Genomic DNA, 21,618 nt, shown 5'->3' on the forward strand with positions numbered 1-21,618 from the left:
CACCGATGACCTCGCCAAAGAACACAGCCGGCGCCGCTTCACTTTTTCGACCATGGCAACTGATTGGGCTGGCGTTGTGCATCACCACCGGTTTGTTTGCGTGGCTGGGTCAGCAGGCGGGAAAACCGCTGACCCTGGCAACACCCGCCAGCATTGAAGTGGTGCGGGGTGACACACTAGCGGTAGTCCTGCGCCGCTTGTCGGCCGCCGGCTACCTGCCCCAGCCCCGGGCAGTACATGTCTGGGCACGCCTCACCGGCCGTGGCGATCGCATCGTCGCTGGCGAATACGCGCTTGACCCCGGCATTACCCCGACCCGCCTGCTTGCCGATTTTGCCAGCGGCCGCCAGCGCCAGTACCTGGTGCGCCTTCCCGAAGGGGGTACGTTCCGGCAGGCCATGGCGGCGTTGTGGGCATCTCCGGTTCTCAAGGCAAGCTTGCGTGGGTCCAGTGACGCGGACATCATGCGAGCGTTAGGCGCCGAACACCTGCCGGCAGAGGGCTGGTTCTTTCCCGATACCTATTTCGTTACCCGCAGCGACAGCGACCTTGACGTGTTACGCCGCAGCCACGCCGCCATGCGGAAACAACTGGCCGCGCAATGGCAGACGCGCGGCCCCGGCGCACCCAGCTCGGCGCGGGAAGCCTTGATCCTGGCGTCCCTGGTGGAAAAGGAAACCGCCCGCGCGGACGAACGGCCCCTGGTCGCGGCCGTGTTGCTCAATCGGCTACGTCTGGGAATGCCTCTACAGATCGACTCCACCGTAATCTATGGCCTGGGCGAAGCGTTCGACGGCAATCTCACCCGCCGCGACCTGCACACGCCCACGCCGCACAACACCTATACGTCAACGGGCCTGCCGCCGACGCCGATCGCCCTGCCGGGCCGGTCGGCGCTGCATGCGGTAACTCACCCTGCCGCTGTGGACTATCTTTACTTCGTGGCCCGCGGTGATGGGAGTCACCAGTTTTCGCGCACGCTGGCAGAGCACAACCGGGCGGTGGACTGTTACCAACGCCGACGACCAGCCGGATGCGCGTCGTGAACCGGGGCCGCTTCATCACCCTAGAGGGCATGGAAGGCGCCGGCAAGACCAGCCGCCTTGCGGACCTGCAAGCATTCCTGCAACAGCGGGGCAAGACCGTGCTGGCCACGCGCGAGCCAGGCGGCACCGCGCTGGGCGAGAAACTCCGCGCCCTCCTGCTGGCTCCCGAACATGGGCCGATGACGCCCTTGACGGAACTGCTGTTGATGTTCGCGGCGCGCAGTGAGCACGTACAGCAAGTGATCTTGCCCGCTCTGGACGCTGGTCAATGGGTGTTGTGCGATCGCTATGTCGACGCGAGCTATGCTTACCAGGGCGCCGGGCGAGGCCTGGGTAACGCACCGGTGGCGGCCCTTGAAGCCCTGCTACCCTCGCAGGCGCACCCCGACCTGACCTTGCTGCTCGACCTGCCGGTGGAAAGCGGCCTCGCGCGCGCCAAACGACGAGGAGCCGCCGACCGCTTCGAGCAGGAAACATCCGGCTTTCACCAACGGGTGCGCGAGGCCTACCTGAGTCGCGCGCGCCAACGGCCGCAGCGCTACTGTCTTATCGACGCGGCGCTTAGCCCGTTCGAGGTGTCCGCAGCCATCGAGCGCGCGGTTGGCCGCCTGCTTTGAATCAGCTGCTGCCCTGGCACACGGCGCAATGGGAAACCGTGACAAGTGCTCGCGCGGCCGGGCGGCTACACCATGCCCTGCTGGCAACGGGCCCGGCCGGCGTCGGAAAAGCACAGTTTCTCGCCACACTTGCAGCCTGGCTGCTATGTAGTTCACCCAATGGCGACCAGCCGTGCGGTGCCTGCCGCGCGTGTTTGCAGAACACCGCCGGCACGCATCCGGACTGCGCCGTGCTCAGTCCAGACCCCCTGGAGCGCGCGGCTTTTAGTACCTATCCAGGACAGCGCTGCCAGATGGAGTCTTCGCGCAAGAAGCCGGCAACTGTCATCAGTGTCGACCAAGTGCGCGAACTGTCAACGCGCCTGGTGACGACGGCTCATTACGGCCACTACAAACTCGCCGTTCTGCTACCGGCGGATGCCCTGAACCTCGCGGCTGCCAATGCCCTGCTCAAGCTGCTGGAAGAACCGCCCGATAACACCGTGTTTCTGCTGTTATCGCAGCGGCCAGCTTTTTTGCCCGCCACCTTGCGCAGCCGGTGTCAGATGCTGCGCTTTTCGGCGCCACCGACGAGCCAGGCGCGCGCCTGGCTGAACAGCGACGGGCCGGCCGCGGATTTAGCGCTCGAACTCGGCGGCGGTGCGCCCCTGCAGGCGGCCAAGCTGCTGGCACAGGATCTGGAGACTGTATGGAATGTGGTATGCGTGGGACTCGCCGGCCTGCTGGCCGGAACAGCCGACCCAATGCGGCTTGCCCGCGACTGGCTAAAGCTGCCGCAACAGACGCTCGATACCGCACTGTATGGATGGTTGCGTCGGGCTCTACGAAATGCGACCGGCGCGCCTGATGCGAAACTTGGCAATACATTTCGCGCGCCGCCACCACAGCGCCTACAGGCCTTTGCAAGCGAACTTGAGGACTTTCTGCGCTTACGCGAGCATCCGCTCAGCCGGGACTTGGCGCTGGAGCGGCTGCTTTACCCACTTTGGGTAAACTGACCCTGCTCCAGGAAGCACGCCGCGGAAACTGCCATGAACGAACAGACCGAAAAAGACGCGCATACCGGCGTGCTGGCCATCACCATCCGGGACAAGAACGCCCTGTACGCGTCGTACATGTCGTTCGTGAAGGGTGGCGGCCTGTTTGTGCCCACGGCGCGCGCCGTCAGGCTGGGCGATGAGCTGATCCTGCTACTGACGCTGATGGACGAGACGGAGAAACTTCCCGTGGCCGGGAAGGTCGTATGGATCACGCCAAAGGGTTCTCAAAACGGCAAGGTAGCGGGCTTTGGCGTTCAGTTTGTCGATGATGACAGCAGCCGTGTCGCGCGCAACAAGATCGAAACTTACCTGGTTGGCACGCTGCAAAGCGAACGCCACACCCACACGCTCTAACCATCATGCTGGTCGACTCACACTGCCACCTGGATCAGGTCGACCCAACACTGTCCCAGACGGACGCCCTGCTGGAAGACGCCGCCCTGGTTGGCGTCGGGCACTTCCTGAGCGTCTGTGTGTCTCTCGAAAATGCCCCGGTGGTGCGGGACATAGCGGCTCGCTATCCGCAGGTGTCGGCCTCGGTGGGCGTTCACCCCAATCACCTGGATGGCGACGAACCGACGGTTGCCCAACTCGCGGGACTGGCCAGCGATCCGTTGATCGTCGCTCTGGGCGAAACCGGGTTGGACTACCACTACGGGCCGGATTATGTGCCGCTTCAACAGGAGCGCCTTCGCACCCACATCCGCGCCGCACGCGAAGTGGGCAAGCCGCTCATCGTTCATATGCGGGACGCCACCGAAGACATGCTACGCATCCTCACCGAGGAGAAAGCCCACGAGGTTGCCGGTGTAATGCATTGTTTTACCGGCGATTGGATGACCGCCCAGCGCGCGCTGGAGCTTGGTTTCTACATTTCGTTTTCGGGCATCGTCACTTTCAAGAGCGCCGACGACATCCGCGAAGCAGCGCGCCTGGTACCCGCCGAGCGCCTGCTGGTGGAGACCGACGCGCCTTACCTGGCCCCGGTGCCGTATCGAGGCAAACAGAACCAGCCCGCCTATGTTCGCCAGGTTGCTGATTACGTGGCGGACCTTCGCGACATGGAGCAGGACGAGCTTGATGCCCTGGTGGGGCGCAATTTCTTTGAGTTGTTCCCGGTCATCCCGCGGACGTCATGAGCCCCGTCACCGCGCCTTGCGCGCTGCTAACAGGTAATTGACATCCACCTGGGCGCGTAAACCGGCGCGCCGTGTCAGCGGGTTGTAGCCGAGTCCCTGGATATCAATCACGCTCAACCCAGCGCCACGGCACAGGGTCGCCAGTTCCGCCGGCCTCAGGAAACGCGCGTACTGATGCGTGCCGCGCGGCAGCAGGCGCAGCACATACTCGGCGGCGAGCACCGCCTGCAGGTAGGCCTGCGGGCTACGGCTCAAGGTCGAGAAAAAAGCCACTCCCCCCGGTCGCAGCAGGTCCGAGCAGGCCTGCACGACGCTTGCCGGCTCCGGCACGTGCTCAAGCAGCTCAAGGCAGGCGACCGCATCGAACGTGGCCGGTGCAGTTGCCGCCAATGCCTCGGCAGATAGCTGCCGGTAATCGATCGCAAGCCCCTGTGCCAGAGCATGCTCATGCGCCGTCGCCAGCGCATCGGCCGCAAGATCAACACCAGTCACCACGGCACCCGCGCGCGCCAAGCCCTCCGTCAGAACCCCACCCCCACAGCCCACGTCAGCCATTCGCGCGCCTGCAACACGCGCATGGCGCGCTATCCAGGCCAGGCGTACGGGATTGATCTCGTGCAGCGTGTGCAACGGCCCGTCCTGGTCCCACCATTGATCCGCGTGAGCATCGAACTTGGCGGTCTCGGCTGAGTCAACATTGGCCGGCATGAAATGTCTCTTGTTTGAATCAGGAGTCCAGCCAACCGGCCATTTCAGCGCGAGCCAGCTCGGCCAACGCGTCCAGCCAGACCGGGCCGTCATTCAGGCAATCAATGTAATGGAACTGGCCGCCGCCTGCGCCAAGAAAGATCCGCCGGCCACCGATCGCGATCTCTTCCAGCGTTTCCAGGCAGTCGCTGACAAAACCCGGGCAAACCACGTCCACCCGGCGCAGACCCTGCTCGCCCCAAGCCCTCAGCGTGGCATCGGTCGCGGGTAGCAGCCAGCGCGCCCGACCAAAGCGGGACTGATAGGCCAGTTGCCAGTCACCGGCACCCAGATCGAGCGCCTCCGCGAGCAGAGCCGCCGTGCGCTGGCACTGGTCAGCATAGGGGTCACCCGCATCGACGTTACGTTGCGGCAGGCCGTGAAACGACATCAACAATCGCTCGCCTCGGCCTTTGGCGGCCCAGTAGGCCCGGACGCCAGCCGCGAGCGCCGTGATATAGCCCGCCTGGTCATGAAAATCGGCCACCACACGCAGTGCCGGCAGCCGCCGGACGCGCTTCAGCGCCGTGGCCACGGCGTCAAACGCCGCACCCTGGGTGCTTGCCGAGTACTGGGGAAACAGCGGTAACAGCAGGATACGTTCACACTCCACAAGCGCTGCCAGGCCATCGGCAAGCGACGGCGTGCCATAGGTCATGGCAAACCCCACACGCACACCCAGTGGCGCCAATCGTGTCGCCAGGCCCGCTGCCTGGTGCCGGGTATTGACCAGCAGCGGCGCGCCCTGCTCCGTCCAGACCCTGCTATAAAGCCGCGCCGAGCGACGCGGCCGGGTGGTCAGAACAACGCCGTACAGGATCGGCAGCCATAGTCCCGGCGGCAGATCCACCACCCGCCGATCACTCAGAAACTGCTTCAGATAGCTCCGCACGGCCCGCGCTGTAGGTGCCTCCGGGCTGCCAAGGTTCACCAACAAAACGCCAGTGCGGCAAGCGCTTGTCATCTGCGGCAATCCGCTGCAAAGCCGGCGGGCCGGCCCTGTATCAGCCTCAGGCAGCCTGTTCCATCTGCGACTGGTATTCGCCGCGGCAGGCCGCGCCGTTGAGCAGCGCCCGCTTTTGCACAGCATTCTGGGCCGCGGTCACATTGTCCTTTTTCCCCTGCCACGCCTTCAGCGCGGGTGCTTGCAGCGCGCGGCCGTAGGAAAAACTGAATATCCACGGATGACGGGCGGACAGCGCGTTGATCGCATTCAGGTTTTCGGTGGCCTGGACCTCGTTCTGGCCGCCCGACAGGAACATGATGCCCGGCACCGCCGCCGGCACGGTGCGACGGAAACAGCGCACCGTGGCCTCGGCGATCTGCCGGGCATTGGCTTGTACGACACATTCCTTGCCGGAAATCACCATATTGGGCTTGAGCACCATCAGTTCAAGCGCCACACCCTCGGCTGCCAACGCCTCGAACACGCCTTGCAGCACAACCGTGGTGACCTGTTCGCAGCGCTCTATGCTGTGAGTACCGTCCATCAGCACCTCCGGCTCGACAATCGGCACCAGGCCGGATTGCTGGGTTATGGCGGCGTAGCGCGCCAATCCCAAGGCGTTGAGGCGAATGTTGCGCGGCGAGGGAAGCTCGTCGGTGATGCAGTAAACGGCACGCCACTTGGCAAAGCGGGCACCGAGCTGGTGATACTCCTCGTAACGCTTGGCCAGGCCATCGAAGCCCTCGGTAATCTTCTCGCCACTGCCGGGAGCCATGACGATGGTGCCCTTGTCGACCTTGATACCGGGCACGATTCCCTTGCTCTGCAGGATGCTCGCCAGGCTGCGTCCATCGTCGGCACTCTGGCGCAGCGTTTCGTCGTACAGGATCACCCCGGAGATCGCCTCGTCCAGGCCCGGTGTGGTGAACAGCATCTGCCGGTAGTCGCGCCGGGCGGTCTCGGTGGACTCCACGCCGATGCTGTCGAAGCGCTTCTTGATCGTGCCACTGCTTTCGTCTGCGGCCAGCAGGCCCTTGCCGCGGGCGGTCATGGCACGAACAGTGGCTTCGAGTTCGGTGGTGTTCATCGGACGGGCTCCTTGGGCTGTGCTGAACCGCGCCACAGCTGTATGCGGGCTGGCGTTAGGGTCGGTAATTATAGGCTGGGGGGCGGTGGCGAGGACCTGGACGGGGATCAAAGGAATCGCATTTGCGATGTTTCGCTTGGAACTGGGTGCATTCTCAAGTCACGCAACCGAACACTGCCAAATGGCGATCGGTCAATTCCTCCACCGTCAATCCGCCAAGGCCGCCGGCCGACAGTTGATGGCGTACCTCCCCAACGGTGAACGCCGCGCGCAGGGAAGCCTCGAAATCGCGCCGCAGCACGACCGGGCTCGGGCTGCTGTGAGCCTCCACCAGCCGCTGGAGACTCGCCTCATCCCTGGGCCGACGCAGGTCCGTGACATACACGGCCGCACCGGTCGCCGCCGCGACACGAACCGTCCGCCACAACACCTGGGGTTCGTGCAGGTGGTGCAACAGACTGTTGCTGACCACCACGTCATAGCCGAGGCCAGGCAACCGGTCGCCCGGCAGGCGTGTCAAATACAGACGAATCCGCGCCGCCAGGCCAGCCTCGACCACCCGCTCCCGGCCCTGGTCCAACATGGCGGGCGCGCCATCCACGCCATCTATTTGCCAACCCGGATAAGCGACCGCAAGACGAACTGTAACGTCAGCCGGCCCACAGCCAAGGTCCAGCACCCGCGCGAAGGTCGGCAGCCCGGGAAGCAGGCGACTGATCTGGTCGACGATAAACTGATGTGGAGTGGAAAAATCGGCTTGAGCGTATGCCGCAGTCTGCTCGGCATCGTCCATCAATTCCGCCTCTGGCTGCCGCCGCATCCGCGTGCGCGCCCAGTGTCAGACCAGCGTCGCCAGGGTCTCGCGCCGAAACGGCAGCAGTTCGTTCCAACGGCCGGTACGCACCTTGGTGGTCCAGTCCGGATTCGCCAGCATGGCTCGACCGACGGCGATCAGGTCAGCATCACCGTTGGCCAGCATCTGTGCCGCCTCGGCCGGGTCAGCTATATGGCAGTCGGCGCCCATCAACGACTCGCCTATGGTGGCGCTATAGGTCACACCACCTGCCGCGCTGACCGGGAGCCCGGAAGCCTGGCGAACGTGCCAGGCAAGGCCGTGGCCTGCGGGGTCCGCTTCGGCGGCGAACCCGGGATTGTTGATCCGATGTGCAGCAACGTGAAAACCGTCTACGCCGGCCGCCTTGAGGCAGTTCACGGTTACCGCCAGGTCGGCCGGAGCGGACCAGGTCACCCAACCGTAATCGCTGACAGAAAACTGGGACAGCCCCATCAGCAAGGGATAGTCGGCGCCGGTACCGGCGCGCGCCGCGCTCACGATCTCGCACGCAAAGCGCGCCCGTGCCGCGGTATCGCCGTTGTAGGCATCGTCACGGCGGTTGCTGTCGGCATTGAAGAACTGCTGGATCAGGTAGCCGCTTGCGCCGTGGAACAGCACCCCGTCAAAACCGATCCGCCGGGCGCGTCCGGCCGCCGCGGCAAAGGCGCCAACCACAGCATCGATGTCGGCTTGCGTCATCGCCTTGGGTTCGACATAGCTCAAGTGGCCGTCGAAGGTACTGGGGTCGGCAACGTCGAGGTACGGTCCACTGGCAGCGACCGCGCTTGGCGCAACCGGCTGCGCGCCGGCAGTGGCACGTGGATGGGACAGCCGCCCGCAGTGCCACAGCTGCACCATGATCCTGCCACCAACGGCGTGAACCGCCTCTACAACCATCTTCCAGGCGGCTTCCTGCGCGTCATCGCACAGGCCTGGCACGCCCAGGTAACCGCGCGCCGGACCCATGTCCACGACCGTCGCCTCGGTAAAAATAAGGCCGGTACCCGCCGCCGCACGCGCGGCGTAATAACGGACCACTTCAGGGCTCGGCACCCCTCCCGACCCACAAAAGGAACGCGTCATCGGTGCCATGACCACCCGATTGGGCAACGTCAGACTCCCAATACGGGTGGGCTCGAACAGGGCACTGGGACCGGCCATATGAGGTTACTCGTTCATCATGAACTGTAGGAAGTTTTGGGCGCCGAGCTTGTCGAACAATTCCAGATGCGTCTCCAGCCAGTCCACATGCTCCTCTTCGCTTTCCAGAATGTCTTCCAGAAGCTCGCGGCTGACGTAATCGGCACAGCCCTCGCAGTGGGCAATCGCCTCGCGTAACAGCGGGATCGCCTCGTGCTCCAGACGCAGGTCGCACTCCAGCAGTTCCCGCACGTCCTCGCCGATATACAGCTTGCCCAGATCCTGCAGGTTGGGCAGTCCTTCCAGGAACAGTACCCGCTTTATCAGACGGTCGGCATGCTTCATCTCGTCAATCGATTCCTCGTACTCCTTTTTGTTCAGCTTGACGAGTCCCCAGTTCTCCGCCATGCGGGCGTGCAGAAAATACTGGTTAATGGCCGTCAGCTCGTTCTTGAGCACGCGGTTCAGGTATTGGATGACTTTGGCATCGCCTTGCATGAGCTGATCTCCGGACTGCGTGGGGGCGTGTCCATTATAGGGGGCCAGCGGTACCGATCAGCTGGCACCGACGACGCGTATCAAGAACGGGTCAGCCGATGCTGGCCAGGCGAACCGGAGCTGCCGGCGCGGTGCGATCGGCCGCTTCGAGAAGGGTCTTGGCGATATCCGCACATTTGCCACAGCAGGTAGCCACGCGCAGGGTCTGCGCCAGTTCGGCGAGGCTGCACGCGCCGGCCTGCGCCGCCTGCCGGATGGCCCGATCCGTCACACCATGACACAGACACACATACATCTGAACGCCATCCCCGCGTATATCCCGTTGCTGTCATTCGATTCGAAATGCGAATGATTGTCAACAACGTGACTTTCGGCCTCAGAAAAACATCGACAGATTCGGCGCCAATACGGTGGCCTGGTCCAGGTGAATGGTGCGCCGGGCAATCTGGAAACCGTACGCGGTGTCCACCCGCCGCAGGCGGTCGATGCGCTCGCCGTAGAACAGGTCCACGTCCCGCTCCAGGCGGCTGCGGTGCAGGGCAAAGTAGCTGTTTACGGTGTACTCGCCGTTGTCCGCGTCGGCAATGCGCACGTTGGTGACCAGGTGGCGGGTGCGCGACGGCGGCTCCTCCGCCCAGGCCAGACCCGTATTCAGGCGCCGGATGCGCACCACCATGCTGGGCTTGTCCTCGTCGAACAGGGCCACCTCGTCGGCAGCCGAGTATTCGAGGTCGCGCTCGCGACGCAACGTGGTGCGCCGGGTCGGCATGAAATAGTGCAGGTCATCGGCCAGCAGGGTCAGCCAGGTGTCGAACTCACGCGCGTCCAGGAGCGCTGCTTCGGCATATAGAAACTGCTCGATTTCCTGCTGCAGTTCCGGCGCCACGCGCGCCGGCAGGAAGGTGTCAACCATTGCTCGCCACCTCGCCCAAACCACGCGGGGCCAGTTCCGCCCAGCTTTGCGCGCCCATCACCTGCGCCCAGCGCCGGTACATGCCGCGCGCCGCCAGTTCCCCGTAAACGTAGCCAATACGGCCAGGCAGGTCCGGATCGTCACTACGGTCCATGCCAAGACCCATCTGCGCGTTGAACGGCTGTTGGCGCGCCATGTGGCCGCGCAGGACTTTCTGGATTTCGGTCCAGTTCTCGCCGTCGTCCTGTTCCAGGATGCCGCCCGGCGAGAAGGTGCGCAGCACCGCCTTGCGATAGGCCTCCTTGACCTCGGCCGGCGCGGCCTTGTCGACCAGCGTCCAGGCCCAGACTTCGATTTCATTCGGTCCGCGTGGGTGCCACACGCGCAGCGTGTTGATGCCAGGCAAGAACGACAACGTCGGGAACACCGTCATATGGGCGCCGTTTATGCGCTGCGCACGCATGTCGCCCAGGCGCTCTGCCGCCGCCGCGCTGCTTTGCAGGTAGTAACCGGCCGCCGTCTCGCCGAGCAGCGGGAACATGAACTCTGGCGTGTCCATGAAAAACCCGGTGCCATGACCGAGCGGAGAACTGAACTGCTTGCCCTGCATCGGCCAACCGGCCTGGCTCAGATCAATGTCCGGCGGCAGGCTGGCCAGCACCGGCGAGGAATGGCTGAACGGCGCGTGGTACATATCCGAACAGAATTGCTCGGCGGCGAACTTCCAGTTGCAGCGAATCACCCACTTGTGTACGCCGCCCACCGCCTCCGTTCCCCCCGGCAAGCGGTCCAGGAACATGTCCACATACCAGGCCATGTCGCCCAGATACTCGGTCACCGACGGCACGTCGGCATCCCAGCAGCCAAACACCAGGCCCTTGTAGACCTCGACCCGCGGTACCCGACGCGGACTCCAGCGTGCCTTGTCAACCTGGCCGTAGGCTTCCTTCTCGAATGGCACCTCGGCCAGGTTGCCGCCCATGTCGTAGGACCAGCCGTGGTAGGAGCAGGTAAAGGCCTTGGCGTTGCCACTGTCGGCCCGGCACAGGCGCATGCCGCGGTGGCGGCACTGGTTCAGAAAGGCTTTGATCGAGCCATCCTTTTGGCGCACCACCAGAACCGGATCTTCGGCCATGTAGGTGGCGAAGAAGTCGCCGGGTTGCTTCAGCTGACTCTCGTGCGCCAGGAACAGCCAGCAGCGCGTGAACACGCGCTCCAGCTCCTGCTGGTAAATGGCCTGGTCCTGGAAGATGCGCGGGCTGAGCAGACCATGGTCGGCATCGATCAAGGCGGCGAGCTGCGCGGGCGTGAACGCTGGCATGAGGGTCCCTCCTCTGAAAGTGTTTTCGAAGATTCATTGGGCTTATAGCCTGTGACGGCCACCCCAAGCAAGGCTCGATGTGGGATCATGGCGCGCGCTTTTTGAGTCGCCCGCCGTTTTCCCTACTTTTACGCCGAGGACGTCATGTTCCGCATCGCCCTACCGATGGCCATTGCCGCCATTTTCTCTACCGCCACTCTGGCGGCTGATTTGACCACTGACGCCAAAAAGGCTGCGTATGCCATCGGCTACCAGTTCGGCGCCAATGCCAAACGGGACGGTTTGGCTCTGGACCCAACCGCCGTCGCCGATGGCATCAAGGACGCGCTGGCCGGCAACAAACCGGCGGCCGATCCGGAAGTCCTGCAGACAGCACTCAACAAGCTTCGGGGCGAGCTGGAAGCCAAGGCCAAGGCCGCTTCGGACAAGAATACCCGGGACGGCAACGCATTTCGCGCCAGCTACGCCAAAACCCCAGGGGTCAAGAAAACCGCCTCCGGCCTGATGTACCAGGTGTTGACCGCGGGTACCGGCGCCAAGCCCACGGCCACAGACGCGGTGAAGGTCAACTATCGCGGCACGCTCACGGATGGTACCGAATTCGACAGTTCCTACAAACGCGGCGAACCGGTCAGCTTCCCGGTCAACCAGATCCTGCCCGGCTGGCAGGAGGCCCTGGTCCTGATGCCCGAGGGCTCGAAGTGGAAAATCGTGCTGCCGCCTGAACTTGCCTACGGCGCCAAAGGTGCCGGCGGCGCGATCGGCCCCAACCAGACCCTGGTGTTCGAGATCGAGTTGCTGGATATCGGCAAGGTCGAGACTACAGGCGCCACCCCATAGCGTCCGCCTCAAGCAGCGGGTCACCCGACCCGCTGCGTTTCCCGATGGCCGCCAGCGGGACGGTCGACAAATGAACTATCGCCACGCCTTCCACGCCGGCAACTTCGCCGACGTATTCAAACACCTGTGTCTGGTCGCCCTGCTGCGCGGCCTGTCCCGCAAGGACAGCCCCTGGGCCTACCTGGACACCCACGCCGGCGCCGGCATGTACGACCTGTCCAGCGTGCCGGCACAGAAAACCGGCGAATACCGCCAGGGCATCGGTCGGTTATGGCAAGCGCCGGGACCGTTTCCGGCCGCGCTCGCCGACTACCTGGCGGTACTGCGGACACTGGTCGGCGGCAACGCGCCGCACCATTACCCTGGCTCACCGCTGATCGCTGCCGCCGTGGCGAGGCCACAGGACCGGGTGATCGCCTGCGAACTCAATCCGATCGAATATGCCGCCCTGGCTGCACATCCATCCACCGTGATGACCGTCCATAACAGCGACGGCTACCAGGGACTGAAAGCCTTCCTGCCGCCGGTCGAGCGCCGCGGCCTGGCACTCATCGACCCGCCCTACGAGGACGCCACAGAGCTCACGCGCCTGCCGCGCGAACTGCTGGCCGCCCACCGACGCTTCGCCACCGGCTGCTACGCCCTGTGGTACCCACTCAAGGACGAAGGCCCGCTGGCAGGTCTCAAACGCAGCCTGCAGGACAGTGGCCTGCGCCGCCTGCTGCTGGCGGAGCTGCGCCTCAGCGCGCTGGTACAGGGCGGCATCCTGCACGGCTGTGGCCTGCTGGTGATCAACCCGCCGTGGGGCTTTGTCGAGCAACTACAGGAAACGCTGCCAGTTCTGACGAAAATTCTGGCGCCCGGCAGCGGCAGCTCGCGCGTCGAATGGCTGGTACCAGAATAGCTGGCTCGCAGACCAGTCAGCCGCCACCACGATGGGCAACCAAATCCTCCACCACCGCCGGGTCAGCCAGGGTGCTGGTATCACCCAGCGCGGCAATATCGTTCTCGGCGATCTTGCGCAGGATACGGCGCATGATTTTACCGGAGCGGGTCTTCGGCAGCCCGGGCGCCCACTGGATGACGTCGGGCGTGGCGATGGCACCGATTTCCTTGCGCACCATGGCCACTAAATCCTGGCGCAAGGCGTCGCTGGGTTCTCGGCCTTGCATCAGGGTGACGTAGGCGTAGATGCCCTGGCCTTTAAGGTCGTGCGGATAACCTACAACGGCGGCTTCCGCCACCGCCTCGTGCAGCACCAGCGCGCTTTCGATCTCTGCCGTGCCCAACCGATGGCCGGACACATTGATGACGTCGTCGACGCGACCGGTGATCCAGTAATAGCCATCCTCGTCACGGCGGCAACCGTCGCCGGTGAAGTAGTAACCGGGGTAGGCCTTCAAATACGTGTCGACGAAGCGCTGATGATCGCCATAGACGCTGCGCATCATGCCCGGCCACGAGCGCTTGAGCACCAGATTGCCGCTGGCGGCGCCGGGCAGCTCCTCGCCATTGGCGTCCATCAGCGCCGGCTCCACACCGAACAGCGGCGTGGTGGCCGAGCCCGGCTTCAGCGCCGTCACACCCGGCAACGGCGCAATCATGATGCCGCCAGTCTCGGTCTGCCACCAGGTATCGACGATCGGACACCGTCCATCACCAACCACCCGGTGGTACCACTCCCACGCCTCCGGGTTGATGGGCTCGCCGACTGAACCGAGCAGGCGCAGCGATTTTCGACTCGTGCCCTGCACCGGCGCGTCTCCGGCGCGCATAAGGGCACGAATGGCCGTGGGCGCGGTATAGAAGATGTTGACCTGGTGCTTGTCGATAACCTCCCAGAAGCGGGCCGGCGACGGGTAAGTCGGCACGCCCTCGAACACCAGACTGGTGGCACCGTTGGCCAGCGGCCCATAGACGATGTAACTGTGGCCGGTGACCCAGCCGACATCGGCGGTACACCAGTAGACGTCGCCATCGTGGTAGTCGAACACGTACTTGTGGGTCAGCGCCGCGTAGGTCAGGTAGCCACCGGTGGTGTGCAGCACGCCCTTGGGCTTGCCCGTGGAACCAGAGGTGTAGAGGATGAACAAGGGATCTTCGGCATCCATCGGCTCGGGCGGACAGTCGGTGCTCGCCGCGGCCAACAGTTCCTGATACGAGCCGTCGCGGCCGTCTTTCCAGGCAATCTCGGCACCCGTGTGCCGGTACACCAGCACGGTATGGACATTCGGGCAGCCTTCCAGCGCCTGGTCGACGTTGGCTTTCAGCGGAATCGGTTTCCCCCCACGCAGGCCCTGGTCGGCCGTAATCACCACCCGACAGTCGGAATCCAGAATGCGGCTTTTGATGGATTCCGGCGAGAAACCGCCGAATACCACCGAGTGCACGGCTCCGATGCGGGCACAGGCCAGCATGGCCGCCACCGCCGACGGGATCATCGGCATGTAAATGCACACGCGGTCGCCTTTCTTGACGTCGCGTATCTTCAGCACATTGGCCAGACGGCATACCTCGTCATGCAACTGGTGATAGGTGATGTGGCGTGAGAAGTCGGGGTCGTCGCCCTCCCATATGAGGGCCGTCTGCTCGCCACGGCTGGGCAGATGACGGTCCAGACAGTTGTAGGCGACGTTCAGCTTGCCGCCAACGAACCAGCGGATGTGGCCACGGGCCATATCTTCCTGGCACACGGTGTGCCAGGGCTCCTGCCAGCTTACGAATTGCTCCGCCTGCTCGGCCCAGAAGCCATCCCGGTCGGCCAGCGAACGCTGGTACATCGCCTCATAATCGGCGAGCTTCAGATGCGCCCGGGCGGCAAATTTGGCCGGTACCGGATAGGATTTGGCGTCGGACATGGGTTCTCCTGCTAATGGTCGGGCGCGCGCCTGCGCACTGGCGGAATGGTACACAGCGTGCCGGACACGTCGAGCAGCCCGGCGACGCAGAATGTCGATCAGCGCTTTTCGACCTTCGGATCGGCCCAGGTGCCAGTCACGTGGTAGCGCTGCTCGGTCACTTTGTCGATGGCGCCTTCGAAGATCTTTTGACCCAGATAAATGGCAGCCCCAACACCCGGCGCGGCAATGGCGCCGGCCAGTGGCAGGCTGGAGGTGACCTGCGGCGCACTGAGCACCTCCACATCCAGGCTGCGGTCGGTCAGATTGGTACGCCCGTTCAACGTCAGGTGCGCGGCGGGACCGCGCACGCGCAGGTTCTTCAACTGCGCCTGTCCGGCCGCGAGCAGCAACTCGCCATCCATGCGGTCAATGGCAAAGCCGCGACCAAAAACGTCCCGAAAATCAAGCGACAGACGGCGCGCCACACTGTCCAGGCTCAGGATGCCGAACAGCCTGCCCACGCCAGGCTCAACATCCGGCAGCGTACCCTTGCGCAGAGCGCCGCTGACCTTGCCGTCAAGCGCGGCAAAGGCAAACGCCCCGGGGCTACCCGGCCAGCTCACCTCGGCGCGCAGTTTGCCGCGGCCCTCACGTACCAGATTCTTGACGCCAAAATGTCCCAGAAAGGCCCCGAAGTCCTTGAAGTCGGCGCTGGCATCCAGGCTGCTGGTACTGTTCTTCTGATGACCTCGCCAGGCGCCGGTGCCGCTGATGCCACCAAAATCGCCCTCAAGGCGCAGGTTGTCGAAGGCAAGTCCATCCGCGAGCCGCCGACTGGACAGCTCCAGCGCGCCAAACGTCTCACCACCGTAATGCAATTCGCCGATGCGCCCGCGCAGCACCGGCACCTTGGCCGGATCGACGCCGGCGGCGGTCCTGCCGTCGTTTTCTTCGTCGCGTTTCAGGTGCAGCCGGTCCAGTGCCAGCTCGACCTGCTGCTCGGCGCCGCCGCCGCGCACCCGAACCTGACCGGCCACGTCGGCCGCGTCCAGCGCAATATCCCAACCCTCGCTACGTGCCACTTGCAGCCGCAACTGATCGAAAGACTGGCCCAGATAGTCCAGCTGGTCCACATAAACATCGACTTGCGGCACCGGCCAGCTGCCGCCTCCATCGCTTCGAAAATGTTCCCCAAGCCAGGACAGCCACGGACTGAGCGGCAGGCGCTCGATGCGACCGTGCATCTTGAATCCGGCCGACGGCAACCGCGACTCGACGGCGATGGCCAGGTCACCGCGTCGCAGGGCCATGGCGCTGTCCTCGCGCGGACCGATATCCAGGTGCGCAACCAGCGGCTGGGCCGCCAGCACCACGTCCCAGGTACGCGGCGTGCTGCCGCCGCACTCACAATCCGCCCGTACCTGCAGCGGCCCGAGCTTCAGCGCGTCCAGGGGCGTGGGCAAATCGCCCACCGCCGCGGCGACGTCAAGATTCAGATCGAGGCCCAGCCGGCCATCGCCAGCAATATCCACGCGCCCTGGCCAGGGCAGTTTGCCCCTGAATAAAAACGGCCGCGGCAGGCGCAGGTAGCGCTGCAGCAGCAGCGCGTCGGCCTGACCACGCGGCTCGATGCGGACTGCATTCGCGGGTGCGGTTTCAAGATCGAACGCAACCGGGCCACCGAACAATTGGGCCTGAACACCCTGCGCCCGCAGACCGGTCGCACTGAAACCGACCTCGCCACGCAAGGCGTCGAGCGTGAGTCCGGTGCTGCCGATGCGCAGGCGATTGTCGGTCAGGCGAGTGACGCCGCTGATTTTGGTCGACCTGACCGGGCCGCTGAATACCAGGTCCAGGCTCACCGAGGTCTGCGCGGGTCCATCGAAGCCCAACAGGCTGACCGCCTTGCCAAAACGCGCTGCCAGCGGCGACTGCTGCACAAAATGAATCACGTCCTGCGCGCTTCCGCTGGCGATGCCATCCAGCAACAAGCGTTTACTGCGCAGCGCCACATCGGGAATTCGCACTTGCAGTTCAGTAGCACGGCTATCGAGCAGACGACCGTCGTCCAGCGTCAACTCAAACTCCGGGCCACGCAGCGCAAACCGGCCGTCGCCTTCGCTCACTACCGGCCAGCCGGCACCAGGTCGATAATCGAGCTTGATGTCCGTGAATTCCGCCGTGCCCAGAAACTGCCCTCGGGCGTCCCGATACGGAAAACGCCGCGGATCCCCGCGCAGCAAGGCTTGCACCTTGCGCAGCGTACCGCCCTGGATAGCGTCTCGACCCCAGTCGATGAACTTCGGGGACAAGGCGCGGTCCGGCAGCAGGGCAAAGAACTCCGCGGCCGGGGCCTGGGGGATGCTGGCCTGCATGAACAACTCAGGTTCGCCGTCCTGGGCCGGCAGCGACAGTCGGCCGCGCACCGATACCGGAATGCTGCCTACGAGAACCGCAAAATCCTTCAGCTGTGCCTGCCTGCCCTCGGAGGACCATTGCACTGCCAGTTCGCCGCGTGCCCTATCCATCTGTAGGGGCGCGGCATAGGCACTCGGCGCGTCCAGGGTCAGGTGCGGCGCGCCTTGCAACGTGAAGCTCGCCGCTGCGTCCGTGAGACGCAAATCGCCCGCGACGCCCGCCAGCCCTGGCAAGCGCGGCATAGGCCGCCAGGCCAGTTCATCGACTTGCGCGGCCAAACGCAAACGCTGCCCCAAAGTCGCGGTGCGATCGATCACGGCTTTCAGATCTCGCGCCCGCACCGTGGGATCGGCTTGGGCCAGCATCGCGCCAGAGCTGCCGTCCTCTGCCTGAGAGGGCGGCAGAAGATCGGCCAAGGGGCCGAGCTGCGGCACGTCTAACAATCCAGCCGCCAGGGTCCACCTGTCGCCGCTACGCTCGACATAACCGTGATCCAGACGCCAGGCACGCTCGCCCAGCCCAAGCCGCAGGCTATCGATACCTGCAACCCAACCCTGTGGCTGGCGCTGCCAGACCCCCTCCAAGTGCAGCGCATCGAAGGGAATGGTCGTTTTCGCCTGCGCTTGATGTAGCTCACCAAGACCGTCGATGCGACCGTGAACACGTTCAATGTTGCCCTGCTTCCAGCGCAACCAGACTTCGGCGTCAAGCCGCCCGCTGAACAGACTGCGCCACAGGGGCACGTCGACTCCCTGCATATCGCGTGCAATCGCGTAGACGCGGCCCTCGCTGGCACCCAGATCCTGGCCAAGTCCGTCGATTTGCGCCTGCAGGTGCAACGCGCCGCTGGCGGCCCCCGCCACACCCACGCGCAGGTCCAACCAATGGTGGCCGCCGTGGCGGCGCATTTGGACCTCGGCGTCCTGCAGGCTGATTGCCCGCGCCGCCTGCTGGTCGTCGCGGATATCGATCACGGCGGCGCTCAAGCGCACCTGCGGTTGCGCCAGCAACCAGGCGGAGAAACCCGCATTCGCGCCACCGTGGCCCAGCTGCATGCCGCCGATGCGCCAGCGAGCGTTGGCGTCGCGCACGATGCCCAAATGCAGGCCGACGATCTCAATATCCGCCAGGCGTGGCTGACGCGCGAGCAGCGATGCCCACCAGGCGAAACGCAGGCGAAGCGCCTCGACCCGCGTCACACTGCCGTCGCTGCCGGTGAGCCCGACCTGCTGCAGGGTCAGCTCCGGCGTGATGCCGCGCAGACCCGCACGCAGCTGTGTGAACTCGACCCGATAACCCACCGCCTGGCTGACCCACTGCGCTACCTGCTGCGGATGGGTATCCAGGCGTGGCAACAGCACGCGCAGTGCGGTCAGTCCCACGGCGCTCGAAACAAGAATACCGAGCGCGCTCCATAGCAGCAGACGGCGCATCACGGACACAACCTCATCCCCTCTCAGCCAGCGGTCGAACCGCGCAGGCAGTGGACAATCATCGGGCCGTCAGCCCCGGCGGGCGCTCAGTGCTCACGGTGATACGGCAGGTTGTGCAACAGGCTGAAAGCGCGATACAGCTGCTCTGCCACCAACACCCGCGCCAGCATGTGCGGGAAGGTCAGTGCTGACAAGGCCCACTGGGAACGGACCCGCTCCCGGACCCCTGGACCAAAACCATCGGCGCCCCCGATCATTAACGCCAGCGGGCCACCCTGCGCCAACCAGTCAGACAACGCCACCGCCAGGCCGGGCGAGTCGTACTGTCGGCCACCGGCATCCAGCAACACCGGCCAGGCACTGTCCGGCAGGGCGGCGAGCAGGCGCGCGTCTTCCTGTGCCAGGGCCGCATCGCGACTGACGGCGCCGCGACGCGCGGGGGCGATTTCTCTGAGTTCTACTTTCAGACGACGTCCGAAGCGCCCGAGATAATCGGCACACGCGGCACTGACCCAACCCGGCGGCCGCTGGCCGACCGCCAGAATGAGCACCTGACTCACGCGCTGTCGCCGACCTGTTCTGCCTTCGGACGACGCGGCAGCGCCGACCACAGATCCTCCAGGCGATACAGCTCGCGCGTCTGTGGCGACATGACATGGACCACCACGTCCACCAGGTCCACCAGCATCCACTCGGCGTCGCTGTCACCCTCTACGCCAAGTACGGTGAAACCGGCTCCCTTGGCAGCCTCGCGCGCCGCGTCGGCAAGCGCCCGCACGTGGCGGTTTGAGGTTCCGGTGGCTACCACCATCACCGAGGTGATGGTGGTCAGACGGCTCACATCGAGCACTTTCACGTCGACGGCTTTGAGGTCGTCCAGGGCCGCGAGCACCACGGATTGCAGGGAGGCAAGGTCTTTCGGCATATTCAATCAATGTAGAGGCGATGGTGACGAATGTACCGCAGGCAGCTGTCGGCCACGAGAAAACGCGCGCTTTCTCCGGCTCCCAGCAACGCGCGTACCCGCGTCGCTGAGATGTCGAGTGGCGGCAGTGCCTGCCGCCAGACCACACCAGCACACGAGCCGCGCAGTGCTCGCGCGCTGTCCGCCAGACGACCGCCGATGGCTTGCGCCAGCTTGGCCGGCAACGGCGGCGCGGCCTGACCAGCCGATAAGGGGCGCTGCATCACCACCAGGTGCGCAAGCTCGAACAACGCCTGCCAGCGATGCCAGCCGGTCAAGCCGGCGAACGCATCGGCGCCCAGCAGCAGGCAGATCGGCCGCTGGCCGAGCTCCTGGCGCAACTCTCCCAGAGTATCCACGGTGTAGGACGGACCGGCACGGCTCAGCTCTCGTGCGTCCACGCGCAAGCCAGCCACGCCGCGCACGGCGCGCCGCAACATCGCCAGACGGTGCTCGGCGGCCGCCCGCGGCTGAGGTCGGTGTGGTGGCAGGCGCGCCGGTATGAGGCGCACCTCGGCCAGATCGAGGGCTGATTTGAGCTCAATGGCGGCCCGCAGATGGCCCACGTGAACCGGATCGAATGTGCCGCCCAGGATGCCGACTGGCCGCGGTGCAGGACGGCCTCTTCGCGGAAAATTTGTCAGGCGCGCACCTCGCCATTGCCGAGCACCACCCACTTTTGATTGGTCAGGCCCTCCAGGCCCACCGGTCCACGGGCGTGCAATTTGTCGGTGCTGATGCCGATTTCGGCGCCAAGACCATATTCATAGCCATCCGCAAAGCGGGTCGAGGCGTTCACCATGACCGAACTCGAATCTACCTCGCGCAGGAAACGATCGGCGTGGCCGAGGTCACGTGTCACGATGGCGTCAGTATGGGCCGAGCCGTACCGGGTGATGTGCTCAATGGCGGCATCAATATCATCCACCACCCGCACAGCCAGAATCGGCGCCAGATACTCGGCGTACCAGTCAGCCTCAGTTGCCGACAGCAGGCCCGGCACCACGGCCTGGGTCCGCGCGCAGCCGCGCAGCTCCACGCCTTGGGCCTGCAACTCGGCAACAATCGCCGGCAGCACCGCCGTCTCACTGTCCGCTACCAGCAGCGTTTCCAGAGCATTGCACACGCCATAACGATGGGTCTTGGCGTTCAGTACGATGCGCCGCGCCATGTCCAGGTCGGCCCCGGTGTCGATGTAAACATGGCAGACGCCGTCCAGATGCTTGAGTACCGGCACCCGCGCCTGCTGAATCACCGCCTCGATCAGCCCCTTGCCGCCGCGCGGCACGATGATGTCGACATAAGCCGCCAGGCCCGCCAGAAGACCGACCGCTGCCCGGTCGGTGACTTCCACCACCTGTACCGCCGTCGCCGGCAGGCCAGCGCTTTCCAGCCCACTCGTGATACAGGCGGCGATGGCAAGGTTGGAGTGCAGGGCTTCGGAACCACCGCGCAGGATGCAGGCGTTGCCGGACTTCAGGCACAGACCGGCGGCGTCGGCGGTGACATTGGGGCGCGACTCGTAAATGATGCCGACCACCCCCAGCGGCACCCGCATACGCCCCACGCGGATGCCGGACGGACGAGCCCGCAGGTCGTCGATCGCACCCACCGGGTCGGCCAGAGCCGCGATCTGACGCAGGCCGTCAGCCATGGACGCGATGCGTGACCGGTCCAACATCAAACGGTCAAGCAGCGCCGCGTCCAGGCCGGTTGCCTTGCCGGAGGCCAGATCCCTGGCATTGGCCGCCAGCAGCGCCGGTTCGGCCCGCTGCAGCGCGTCGGCCATCGCCG

The 21,618-nt window shown here is 64.9% G+C and carries 22 protein-coding genes; 7 read left to right on the top strand and 15 right to left on the bottom strand.

The genetic code is table 11. The annotated features are described in order from the left end of the window. Positions 1-5: 5 nt before the first annotated feature. The 5 genes from mltG to ABZF37_RS01420 are packed head-to-tail and all read left to right on the top strand — an operon-like array spanning position 6 to position 3,842. Positions 6-1,046, top strand: coding sequence for an endolytic transglycosylase MltG (mltG, locus tag ABZF37_RS01400; protein WP_372715957.1), 1,041 nt, complete (start codon positions 6-8; stop codon positions 1,044-1,046). Further along, complete coding sequence (tmk, locus tag ABZF37_RS01405) at positions 1,034-1,663, top strand: dTMP kinase (RefSeq protein ID WP_372715959.1); 630 nt, start codon at positions 1,034-1,036, stop codon at positions 1,661-1,663. Before mltG ends, tmk begins: the two co-directional genes overlap by 13 nt. Continuing rightward, on the top strand, positions 1,660-2,661 hold the full coding sequence (holB, locus tag ABZF37_RS01410) for a DNA polymerase III subunit delta' (protein WP_372715961.1): 1,002 nt from the start codon (positions 1,660-1,662) through the stop codon (positions 2,659-2,661). Before tmk ends, holB begins: the two co-directional genes overlap by 4 nt. Before the next feature lie 33 nt (positions 2,662-2,694). Then, on the top strand, positions 2,695-3,057 hold the full coding sequence (locus ABZF37_RS01415; protein ID WP_372715963.1) for a PilZ domain-containing protein: 363 nt from the start codon (positions 2,695-2,697) through the stop codon (positions 3,055-3,057). Between the two features lie 5 nt (positions 3,058-3,062). Next, on the top strand, positions 3,063-3,842 hold the full coding sequence (locus tag ABZF37_RS01420; protein WP_372715966.1) for a TatD family hydrolase: 780 nt from the start codon (positions 3,063-3,065) through the stop codon (positions 3,840-3,842). A gap of 6 nt (positions 3,843-3,848) precedes the next feature. Here the strand turns inward: ABZF37_RS01420 and ubiG are convergent, their stop codons facing one another. The 9 genes from ubiG to ABZF37_RS01465 all read right to left on the bottom strand — a co-directional run bounded on the left by ubiG (position 3,849) and on the right by ABZF37_RS01465 (position 11,329). Beyond that, complete coding sequence (ubiG, locus tag ABZF37_RS01425) at positions 3,849-4,550, bottom strand: bifunctional 2-polyprenyl-6-hydroxyphenol methylase/3-demethylubiquinol 3-O-methyltransferase UbiG (RefSeq protein ID WP_372715968.1); 702 nt, start codon at positions 4,548-4,550, stop codon at positions 3,849-3,851. A 19-nt stretch (positions 4,551-4,569) separates the two neighbouring features. Next, a complete protein-coding gene (gene hemH, locus ABZF37_RS01430) occupies positions 4,570-5,553 on the bottom strand; it encodes a ferrochelatase (protein ID WP_372715971.1) in 984 nt (327 codons plus the stop codon). Between the two features lie 46 nt (positions 5,554-5,599). Then, on the bottom strand, positions 5,600-6,622 hold the full coding sequence (locus tag ABZF37_RS01435) for a class I fructose-bisphosphate aldolase (RefSeq protein WP_372715973.1): 1,023 nt from the start codon (positions 6,620-6,622) through the stop codon (positions 5,600-5,602). A gap of 154 nt (positions 6,623-6,776) precedes the next feature. After that, positions 6,777-7,415, bottom strand: coding sequence for a trans-aconitate 2-methyltransferase (locus ABZF37_RS01440; RefSeq protein WP_372715975.1), 639 nt, complete (start codon positions 7,413-7,415; stop codon positions 6,777-6,779). Between the two features lie 45 nt (positions 7,416-7,460). Continuing rightward, positions 7,461-8,618, bottom strand: a complete 1,158-nt coding sequence (locus ABZF37_RS01445) for a 12-oxophytodienoate reductase (RefSeq protein WP_372715977.1) — start codon at positions 8,616-8,618, stop codon at positions 7,461-7,463. Positions 8,619-8,624: 6 nt separating this feature from the next. Next, positions 8,625-9,095, bottom strand: coding sequence for a bacterioferritin (bfr, locus tag ABZF37_RS01450; RefSeq protein WP_372715979.1), 471 nt, complete (start codon positions 9,093-9,095; stop codon positions 8,625-8,627). 91 nt (positions 9,096-9,186) lie between these two features. Next, positions 9,187-9,390 (bottom strand): (2Fe-2S)-binding protein, encoded by a 204-nt coding sequence (locus ABZF37_RS01455; protein ID WP_372715981.1) that lies wholly within the window; start codon positions 9,388-9,390, stop codon positions 9,187-9,189. Between the two features lie 81 nt (positions 9,391-9,471). Then, on the bottom strand, positions 9,472-10,008 hold the full coding sequence (locus tag ABZF37_RS01460) for a 3-phenylpropionate/cinnamic acid dioxygenase subunit beta (protein WP_372715983.1): 537 nt from the start codon (positions 10,006-10,008) through the stop codon (positions 9,472-9,474). Further along, complete coding sequence (locus ABZF37_RS01465) at positions 10,001-11,329, bottom strand: aromatic ring-hydroxylating dioxygenase subunit alpha (RefSeq protein ID WP_372715985.1); 1,329 nt, start codon at positions 11,327-11,329, stop codon at positions 10,001-10,003. The genes ABZF37_RS01460 and ABZF37_RS01465 overlap by 8 nt, the downstream gene beginning before the upstream one ends. 144 nt (positions 11,330-11,473) lie before the next feature. On the opposite strand from ABZF37_RS01465, the gene ABZF37_RS01470 reads away from it, so the two are divergent. Together ABZF37_RS01470 and ABZF37_RS01475 are read left to right on the top strand one after the other, a co-directional pair. Next, a complete protein-coding gene (locus ABZF37_RS01470) occupies positions 11,474-12,169 on the top strand; it encodes an FKBP-type peptidyl-prolyl cis-trans isomerase (protein WP_372715987.1) in 696 nt (231 codons plus the stop codon). A gap of 70 nt (positions 12,170-12,239) precedes the next feature. Then, positions 12,240-13,073, top strand: a complete 834-nt coding sequence (locus ABZF37_RS01475) for a 23S rRNA (adenine(2030)-N(6))-methyltransferase RlmJ (RefSeq protein ID WP_372715989.1) — start codon at positions 12,240-12,242, stop codon at positions 13,071-13,073. Positions 13,074-13,089: 16 nt separating this feature from the next. Here the strand turns inward: ABZF37_RS01475 and acs are convergent, their stop codons facing one another. The 6 genes from acs to ABZF37_RS01505 form a co-directional block, all read right to left on the bottom strand. Further along, positions 13,090-15,027, bottom strand: a complete 1,938-nt coding sequence (gene acs, locus ABZF37_RS01480) for an acetate--CoA ligase (protein WP_372715991.1) — start codon at positions 15,025-15,027, stop codon at positions 13,090-13,092. A 98-nt stretch (positions 15,028-15,125) separates the two neighbouring features. Further along, positions 15,126-18,860 (bottom strand): YhdP family protein, encoded by a 3,735-nt coding sequence (locus ABZF37_RS01485; RefSeq protein WP_372716004.1) that lies wholly within the window; start codon positions 18,858-18,860, stop codon positions 15,126-15,128. Positions 18,861-18,946: 86 nt separating this feature from the next. Beyond that, positions 18,947-19,420 carry a 23S rRNA (pseudouridine(1915)-N(3))-methyltransferase RlmH gene (gene rlmH / locus ABZF37_RS01490; protein ID WP_372715993.1) on the bottom strand — a complete coding sequence of 158 codons (474 nt, stop codon included), beginning with the start codon at positions 19,418-19,420 and terminating at the stop codon, positions 18,947-18,949. Then, complete coding sequence (gene rsfS / locus ABZF37_RS01495; protein WP_372715995.1) at positions 19,417-19,785, bottom strand: ribosome silencing factor; 369 nt, start codon at positions 19,783-19,785, stop codon at positions 19,417-19,419. Before rsfS ends, rlmH begins: the two co-directional genes overlap by 4 nt. A 2-nt stretch (positions 19,786-19,787) precedes the next feature. Then, on the bottom strand, positions 19,788-20,501 hold the full coding sequence (nadD, locus tag ABZF37_RS01500; RefSeq protein WP_372715998.1) for a nicotinate-nucleotide adenylyltransferase: 714 nt from the start codon (positions 20,499-20,501) through the stop codon (positions 19,788-19,790). Beyond that, the coding region (locus tag ABZF37_RS01505) for a glutamate-5-semialdehyde dehydrogenase (protein WP_372716000.1) at positions 20,465-21,618 on the bottom strand (1,154 nt) is incomplete at its 5' end. The genes nadD and ABZF37_RS01505, both read right to left, overlap by 37 nt.

The sequence above is a fragment of the Immundisolibacter sp. genome, from assembly GCF_041601295.1.
Taxonomy (GTDB): domain Bacteria; phylum Pseudomonadota; class Gammaproteobacteria; order Immundisolibacterales; family Immundisolibacteraceae; genus Immundisolibacter.